Raw genomic sequence first — 7,732 nt, forward strand, 5'->3', positions numbered from 1 at the left:
CGCCGGATCCGATCCGGCGGGGGCGTTCGCGTACCTGCGTACGGGCCTGCGTGCTCAGAGGTGGTTCAGGAGGCCCTTGAGCAGGGCGGCCGAGGTCAGCTCCTGCGGAGCGGGCCCGGCGTGGAAGAAGCCGGCGTTCTCGGCGTCCAGCTTGCGCAGGAAGTCGAAGGCCTTGGCGTCGTGGTCACCGAAGGCCACGAACTGCCAGTGGATGTCGTGCGCGGCGGCCTCGGCGAGCGCCTGGCGGGCCGGGACGCGGTTGTCGGGGGCGCCGTCCGTCTGGAAGACGACCAGGGCGCGGCCCTCGCCGCCGTTCTTCTGGTAGTGCTCGACGACCTCCTCGACGGCCCGGTGGTAGCTGGTCCGCCCCATCCGCCCGAGCGCGGCGTGCTGGGCCTCGACCCAGCCGTCGTGCTCGTCGAGGGTGAGGTCGGCGGCGCCGTCGATGTCGGTGGAGAAGAAGACCGTGCGCACGGTGGCGTTCGGGTCGAGGTGTGCGGCGAGCGCGAGGACGTGGTCGGCCAGGTGCTGGGCGCTGCCGTCCTTGTAGAACGGGCGCATCGAACCGGAGCGGTCCAGCACCAGGTAGACGGTGGCGCGGGCGTCGGTCTGCCCCTTGGTGCGGAGCACCTGGGCGGCCGCCTTGTACGCGCCCCCGAGCGCGGGAGCCCGACGCCGCACGGCAGCGGCCCCGACCAGCACCCCGCCCCCGGCCGCGACGACCTCGGGCGCGGGCACGACGACCTCGGGCTCGGGCTCCGGCTCGGCCGCGGCTGCGACGGGCTCGGCTTCGACGACGGGCTCGACCACGGGCTCGGCCACGACTGCCGGTTCGGCCTCGGCCGCGATGGGCTCGGGCTCGACGACGGGCTCGGGCTCGGCCTCGACGACGGGCTCCGGCTCCGGTGCGGCCTCGGCCGCGACCGGCTCGGCTTCGACCTCGGCCAGGACGGGCTCGGCTTCGACCACGGGCTCGGGCTCGGCCTCGACCACGGGCTCGGCCACGACTGCCGGTTCGGCCTTGGCCTCGGCCGCGATGGGCTCGGCTTCGACGACGGGCTCGACGACGGGCTCGGGCTCGGCCTCGACCACGGGCTCCGGCTCCGGTGCGGCCTCGACCACGGGCTCCGGCTCCGGTGCGGCCTCGACCACGGGCTCCGGCTCCGGTGCGGCCTCGGCCGTGACCGGCTCGGCCTCGACCTCGGCCAGGACGGGCTCGGCTTCGAGCACGGGCTCCGCCTCGACCACGGCCTCGGCCGCGACCGGCTCGGCTTCGACGACGGGCTCGGGCTCGGCTGCGGGCCGGGGCTCGGGCTCGGCTACGGGCTCCGCCTCGGCCTTGGCCGCGACCGGCTCGGGCTCGACTGCGGGCTCGGGCTCGGCCGCGACGGCCGGCTCCGGCTCCGGTTCCACCGCGGCAGCGGCAGCGGCAGCGGGGGAGGGCCGGCGGGCTTCGGGGACCGTGGGGTCCGGGGTGGCGGTGGGGGTCGGGGACGGGGCGGTCATCACCGCGCCGCCGCCGTCGCGCGGGGTGGACTGCGGGGGGACCGTAGGGCTGTCGAAGGACGCCGCCACCAGTTCCGCCGCCGCGTCCAAGGGGGTGCGTTCGGCCCCCTGGGAGGGCACGGCGGCCTGCGGGGCGACGGCGGTGGTGTCCGCCGAGGCCTCCGGGACCGGCTCCGGGGAACGACCGAACACCTTGCGGAACAAGCTCCGAATACCCATGGGCGAGGCCTTTCACATGAGTGCGTGCGTCATTTGTCCGTGCTGTGGGGAAGATCCCTGCCCAGAGTGGACACGTAAGGTTATCGGCCCCTTGGCTGGAACCTCGGCAGGGGCACCCTTCGCGTCGTTCGCCGCCTCCGCACGCCTGCGACCAGGGCGAACTCCCCTTGGCGGGAACCTGGTTCACCCTCTGTTCACCACGCGGTCACAGGGTCGGCCCACCGGCCACCGGCCCGCGGGTCAACTCCCCGGCGTCAGCTTCCCGATGGGCAGCCGCAGCGTCGTCACCGCGCCCCCGTCCGCCGCGTTGGCGAAGTCCAGCGCGATCTCCAGCACGGCGGCCTGCCCCAGCACGATGGTCAGGCCCAGGCCGTGACCGCGCCCGCGCCCCGGGTCGCCGGTGCGAAAACGCTGCGGGCCGTGCTCGATCAGGTCGGCCGGATACCCCGGCCCGTGGTCGCGCACGGCCACCACCGGACCCTCCACGGTGATCTGCACCGGAGGCCGGCCGTGCTTCTCGGCGTTGGCCAACAAGTTGGCCATGATCCGGTCCAGCCGCCGCCGATCGGTGAGCACGACCGCGTCGCGCACCACGACGACCGAGGCCGCCGACCGGCTCCCGGCGACGATCCGCTCGACGGCCCGGCCGAGTTCGACGTGGGCCAGCTCGGCCCGTTCGACGCCCGAGTCCAGTCGGGAGATCTCCAGCAGGTCCTCGGTCAGCAGATGCAGCGCCTGGAGCCGGTCGTTGATCATTTCCTTGGGGCGTCCCTCGGGCAGCAGGGCGGCCGCCGCGAGCGAACCGGTCAGCGGTGTGCGCAACTCGTGCGCGACGTCGGCGGTGAACCGCTTCTCCGCCTCCAACCGCTCCTGGAGCGAGGCGGCCATCGAGTCCAGCGCGACGGCCACGTCCCGGACTTCGTCCTGTTCCCCGCCCTCGTCCCGGCCCGGTCCCTTCGCCAGGCCCACCCGGGCGTCCAGGTCCCCGGCGCTGATCCGACGGGCGACGGCGGCCGTGGTGGCGAGCCGCTTGCTGATCCGGTTGGCGAGGAACAGGCCGGCCAGTGCCACGAGCCCGGCGGCGAGCGCGCTGGAGGCGAGGATCGCGGTGTCGATGTCCCGCAGCCGGTCGCGGGTGTCCCCGTACGGCTGCCAGACCGCGAGCGCGCTGTGGTCGGCGGGCCCGGCGGCCCACATGACGGGCTTGCCGTCGAGGCTGCCGACCATGCTGCCGGTCTCGCCGCGCGCGACCAGGGCGCGCAGCGCGGCGGGGAGGGCGGGCGGGTCCAGTGCGGAGTTGGCCGCGCCGATCGTCGTGCCGTACTGGTAGGCGGCGAGGGCGTTCTCCAGGTCGCGGTCCACGTCCTTGCGGACCTCGCCGCTGATCTGCCGGGCCACGACGTTGTGCACCAGGACCCCGAGGACGGCGGCCACCGCACAGCACACGGCGGTGGTGGTCAGCGCGATCTTCCAGCGCAGGCTGCCCGTCAGCCGGCGCAGGGGCCGCCACAGGAGGCCGGTCACGGGCCGCTCGCCGGGCAGGGGACGGCCGGGTTCGCGGAGGTCGGGCAGTCGTCGAGGGTCAGCTGGGACAGGTTCATCAGCCCGGCCTCCGGGTCCCACACGTAGTCGGAGACCGAGATGTACTTCGGATTCGAGGTGGGCTCGCGCACCGCCAGGTGCTCGGCGGCGACCTCCACCCCTTCCAGGACCCCGCGGCGGGCCAGGATCCGGGCGATCCTGCCGTCGTCCCGGACGGTGTAGACGCGCAGTTCGCTGACCCGGTCGTCGATGTCCAGGGCGATGATCAGCTCGTCCTTGCCGTTGCCCGTCAGGTCGTGCAGGACGCCCGGCCGCAGCGGGCAGTCCGGCCCGCCGCCCGGATCGTCGGTGCAGAGCGCGAGCCGCTGCGCGGCCCGCGGGTCGACCAGGCGCCCGGCGCCGCCGTCCTGCCGGGTGTCGGAGGTGATGTCGGCCCGTACGACGTCCAGCACGTCCACGCCCCGCATGTCACCGCCCGGGACCGGGGCCAGCCCGGGCACGACCGCGGCCCGCCCGGGGGCCTGCCCGGCACCGGGCGGGGCGGGGCGGTGGTCCTTCCACAGGGTCTGCGGCGCGTGGACGACGCCCAGGTCGCCCCCGCTGCGCAGGCCCTCGGTGTCGGCGCAGCCCGCCGTGGCCGCCAGCAGGGCGACGAGGACCGGCAGGACGCGTGCGCGCATGCTCCGATGCTCCCCCGCCCCGCCCGACGGGGCCCGGGCGCGGACCCATCCGGGTTACGGCCGCCCCTGGGGCGGGAGCTGCGCCGCCGGGTCGGCGATGGCGCGGGCCGCCGCCAGTTCCTGCTGCACGGGGGAGAGGACGGAGTCCTCCGCGACGGCGTCGGACGCGACCGCGCGCTCCCGGGGCGGGGCGCCGGGAGCGCGGACGGCCCCGGCCAGGGCGCGCAGCCCGGCGGTGACGGCGGCGACCTCCTCGGCCGCGGGGTGCTCGGCGCCGTGGTTGACCCGGACCCGGGCGGCGGTGGTGGCGTCCACGATCCGTTCCACGGCGACGACCAGCGGCCACCAGGCGGCGGCCCGGGCCCCGACGGGCGGCGGCTCGGTCAGCGCCCGCTGGAACTCGCTGCGCACCCCCGACAGGTCGCGGTAGATCCGGCGGCGCGCCTGCAACCGGGCGGTCCGGGCCGCCCGCAGACCCGCCTCGGTGTCCTCGTACGGCCCGAAGGCCCGCTCGACGTAGCGCGCGGCGTCGTCCACCGTGGCGGCGAGCCGGTCCCCGATCCGGGTTCCCCAGCTCTCCGGCCACAGCAGGTAGCCCGCGACGAGGGTGATGGCGCAGCCGATCAGGCTGTCCAGCAGCCGGGGCCGGATCAGGTCGAAGCCCTGGTGGTTGAGCAGGTCCGACAGCAGCAGGATCACCGGGGTGATCGCGGCGGTCTGGAAGGCGTACCCCTTGGCCGAGAAGACCGGGATCAGCGCGCCGAGGGCCACCATCACCGGGACGTCCCACCAGCCGCGCGGCACCTCGGAGAGCACGGCGGCGGCCACGACCAGCCCGCCCGCCGTGCCCAGCGCGCGCAGCACGGCCCGGGAGAAGACCGAGCCGAAGTCGGGCTTGAGGACGAAGGTGACGGTCAGGGCCACCCAGTACGAGCGCTCGATCTCCACCACCGACACGAGCGCCTGGGCCAGCCCGATGCACAGCGCGAGCCGCAGCCCGTACCGCCAGGACGCCCCGGAGAGCGCCATGTCGCGCACCGCGCGCCGGGCCCGCACGCCCAGCGCCGCGGGCCGCCCGAGCCGGTCGTCCACGTTGTGCATGTCCGGCTCGGCCACGTGCACGATCGCGGCGGCGTGCCGCAGGGCCGCGTCGATGGCCCGCTCGGACTGGCCGTGCGGGGCGGGCAGTTCCAGTACGAAGGCCCCCGTGCGGCCCTCCTCGACGGCGGCGGCCAACTGCCGCACCGCCGCGGGGACCTCCGGGGGCAGCGGCCGGCCGCGCAGGTGCGCCGCGGGGGCGGCCTCGACCAGCGGGATGATCACATTGAGCTGGGCCAGCATCCGCACCAGCGAGCTGCTGCGGCCGTGCACCCGGGCCCGCCGCCCCAACACCAGGTCGTAGGACTGGTTGAGGGCCTGGGTGACCTTCTGGCGGCGTTCCTCGTAGCCGGGACCACCCGCGTCCTCCAGGAGTTCGGCCAGCGAGCGGTAGGTGGCCGCGACGGCGGCGCGCTCCGGGCGGCGCCCGCGCAGCGGCCAGCCGAGCAGGGTGAGCGCGAGGACGAACAGCCCGCCCGCGCTGAGCAGCAGCGGCGCCGTCCACCAGGGTTCGGGCATCGGCAGCCCGGCCCCGACCACCGCGTTGAGCAGCAACAACAGACCGGAGACGGAGGCGACCGTACCGATCGAGGAGATCATCCCGGAGACCAGCGCGATGAGCGTGAGCACCCCGACGGCGAGCCAGCCGTGGCCGAAGACCAGGGTCCCAAGGGCCACGCCGATCCCGCCGAAGAGCTGCGGGACGGCGATGTTGAGCACCCGCATCCGGTAGGCGTCGGCCGTGTCCCCGATCACGCCGGACAGGGCGCCCATCGAGACGAGGGCGCCGTACTCCGGCTCGCCGAGGGAGAAGCCGACCGCGAGCGGCACGGCGAGCGCGACTCCGGCGCGCGCCGCGGCGGCCCAGGGCACCGGAGCGGTGCTCGGGCGCAGTCCCTTGAGCAGCCAGTCGGGCGGGGCGAGCGGATGGGACCGGGTCCGTCCGGACGGTATCTGTTCGCTGCTCATGCCGCTTCCGTACCGCCCCTCGCGAATCGGTTCTTCTGGGGCTTTCCTGGGACGTTGTGTACGTTCCGAGCTTATGGGGTCCGGCGCAGTCGACCGGTCAGCCAGGCGGCCAGGGCGACGGCGAGTCCGAGGGCGAGGACGGCCCAGGTGGTCGTGCGCAGAAAGGCCGTGAGCGCGTCGTAGACCGCGGCGGCCGCGGGCCGGTCGACGTCGGGCGGCAGGTCGTCCAGGGTGAGTCCGCGGCAGATCCGCACGGCCAGCCACAGCAGCCCGGCCCCGATCGCCAGACCCGCGCCGACGGCGATCAGGGCGCGGCGGCGGCGGGCGGCGACGGCCACGGCGGCGACGGCGAGGACCAGGGTGAGGACCGGGAGCCAGATGCCCGCGATCTGGAGCATGTGGAAACTCCTCCGGAGGGCGCCGAGGTTGTCGTACTCCATGACCTTGACCGTCAGGTGGGAGACCGGGATCCGGTCGGCCAGGGGCACGCCGTCGCCGACGAGTTCCCCCTTCACCTGCTCGACGATGGGCGCGAGGTCGATGGTCAGCGCGTCGCCCTCGCCGGTGGTCAGCGCCTGGAGGAACGCGGCGTGGGCGGCGCGGTTGGCCGCGTCCCAGGCGGTCCGGTAGGCGGGGGTGCCGGTGAAGGAGCGCAGGGCTTCGCCGAGGAGGCTCTCGACCCCGCCCTGGAAGGGGCCCGCGTCGATCTGACCGGCGAGCGCGCGGGAGGCCTGGGTGACGACCACCCGCTGCACGTCGTGGTTCCCGGCCAGCGGGGACATCGCGGCGGTGTAGCGGTCGGCGTCGCCCAGTTCGCGGTCGGCCCAGTACGCGACGGCGCTCAGGGGCACCAGGAGTGCCACGAGCACGACGAGGACGGCCGAGAGGAAGCTGCGCACCCCACCAGCCAATGCCAGGCGGGTGCGGGGGGCGAGCGTGGTTGCTGCGTACGGGTGGCTCCGCCGGGGCAAGGTCACCCGTGCGCCACGGGAGCCGGTCGGGCTCCGCCCGTCGCCGTGCTTGATCCACTTGCCCGGTGCGGACGGCGGGTGTGCCCTTGAGGGTGAGGAAGCGGGACACGCTCCGACCAGAGAGGGAGCCCGGTCATGGCACATGCGGCACCCACCGCCCGCGCGCGGTACGCGGCGGACCTCAAACAATCCGGCAGGGCGGCCCTGGCCCGCCCGCTGGCCCTCGGACTGATCTACGGGGTCTACGCGGCCTTCATGAAACGGCAGACGGGACCGGTCGACGCGGGCAACGTCTTCTACGGGATCCTGTGCGGCGTGCTCTTCGCCGCCTGCCTGTTCGTGCTCGCGCGCGTCGGCCCGCGGCTGCCGCGGGAGGCCCGCGCGGCGGCGTACGGCATCTTCACGGGCATCGCGCTGGGCTACCTGTACAGCCTCAGCGGTCAGAGCGTGCTGCTGTCGAGCGGCATCGCCCTCGCGGCGGCCGCGGGCGTGGCGGTGGGCGCGTTCTACCGCTACTACACGCGCGAGCCCTGAACGATCCCCGGGCGGCCCGACCCGGATGGGTCTTCCGGCCGACGAACCGTGGACTTTCGCCCGAGGTGGGAAGCGGCGCCCCTGTCGCAGACTGACAGAGGCGCCGCGTACCCGGCCCCGGGGTGGGACCCCACCCGGCCCAAGACGGTTGCGGGGGGCCGCGGGTGGGGGGGGCGGATGGGGCGGGGCGGGGGGGGCGGCGCGCCCGGGTGT

General features: G+C 75.2%; 6 protein-coding genes. 1 reads left to right on the forward strand and 5 read right to left on the reverse strand.

Translation table 11 applies throughout. The annotated features are described in order from the left end of the window. Nucleotides 1–54 precede the first annotated feature (54 nt). The 5 genes from ACFWAR_RS26760 to ACFWAR_RS26780 form a co-directional block, all read right to left on the reverse strand. A complete protein-coding gene (locus ACFWAR_RS26760; protein ID WP_385782049.1) occupies nt 55–1,725 on the reverse strand; it encodes a VWA domain-containing protein in 1,671 nt (556 codons plus the stop codon). A 240-nt stretch (nt 1,726–1,965) separates the two neighbouring features. Continuing rightward, nucleotides 1,966–3,249 carry an ATP-binding protein gene (locus tag ACFWAR_RS26765; protein ID WP_385782051.1) on the reverse strand — a complete coding sequence of 428 codons (1,284 nt, stop codon included), beginning with the start codon at nt 3,247–3,249 and terminating at the stop codon, nt 1,966–1,968. Next, on the reverse strand, nt 3,246–3,947 hold the full coding sequence (locus ACFWAR_RS26770) for a hypothetical protein (protein ID WP_385782053.1): 702 nt from the start codon (nt 3,945–3,947) through the stop codon (nt 3,246–3,248). Before ACFWAR_RS26770 ends, ACFWAR_RS26765 begins: the two co-directional genes overlap by 4 nt. A 54-nt stretch (nt 3,948–4,001) precedes the next feature. After that, complete coding sequence (locus ACFWAR_RS26775) at nt 4,002–6,014, reverse strand: FUSC family protein (protein WP_385782055.1); 2,013 nt, start codon at nt 6,012–6,014, stop codon at nt 4,002–4,004. Between the two features lie 71 nt (nt 6,015–6,085). Next, nucleotides 6,086–6,913 (reverse strand): hypothetical protein, encoded by an 828-nt coding sequence (locus ACFWAR_RS26780; protein ID WP_385782058.1) that lies wholly within the window; start codon nt 6,911–6,913, stop codon nt 6,086–6,088. Nucleotides 6,914–7,120: 207 nt separating this feature from the next. Between ACFWAR_RS26780 and ACFWAR_RS26785 the strand changes: the two genes are divergently transcribed. Next, nucleotides 7,121–7,519 carry a hypothetical protein gene (locus tag ACFWAR_RS26785; RefSeq protein WP_385782061.1) on the forward strand — a complete coding sequence of 133 codons (399 nt, stop codon included), beginning with the start codon at nt 7,121–7,123 and terminating at the stop codon, nt 7,517–7,519. Nucleotides 7,520–7,732: the final 213 nt, after the last annotated feature.

Source organism: Streptomyces sp. NPDC059917 (genome assembly GCF_042730635.1).
Taxonomy (GTDB): Bacteria; Actinomycetota; Actinomycetes; order Streptomycetales; family Streptomycetaceae; genus Streptomyces.

Bases quoted from the DNA above. Each gene is read 5' to 3' on its own strand.
- ACFWAR_RS26760 (WP_385782049.1), bottom strand. From the start codon at position 1,725: ATGGGTATTCGGAGCTTGTTCCGCAAGGTGTTCGGTCGTTCCCCGGAG.
- ACFWAR_RS26770 (WP_385782053.1), bottom strand. From the start codon at position 3,947: ATGCGCGCACGCGTCCTGCCGGTCCTCGTCGCCCTGCTGGCGGCCACG.
- ACFWAR_RS26775 (WP_385782055.1), bottom strand. From the start codon at position 6,014: ATGAGCAGCGAACAGATACCGTCCGGACGGACCCGGTCCCATCCGCTC.
- ACFWAR_RS26785 (WP_385782061.1), top strand. From the start codon at position 7,121: ATGGCACATGCGGCACCCACCGCCCGCGCGCGGTACGCGGCGGACCTC.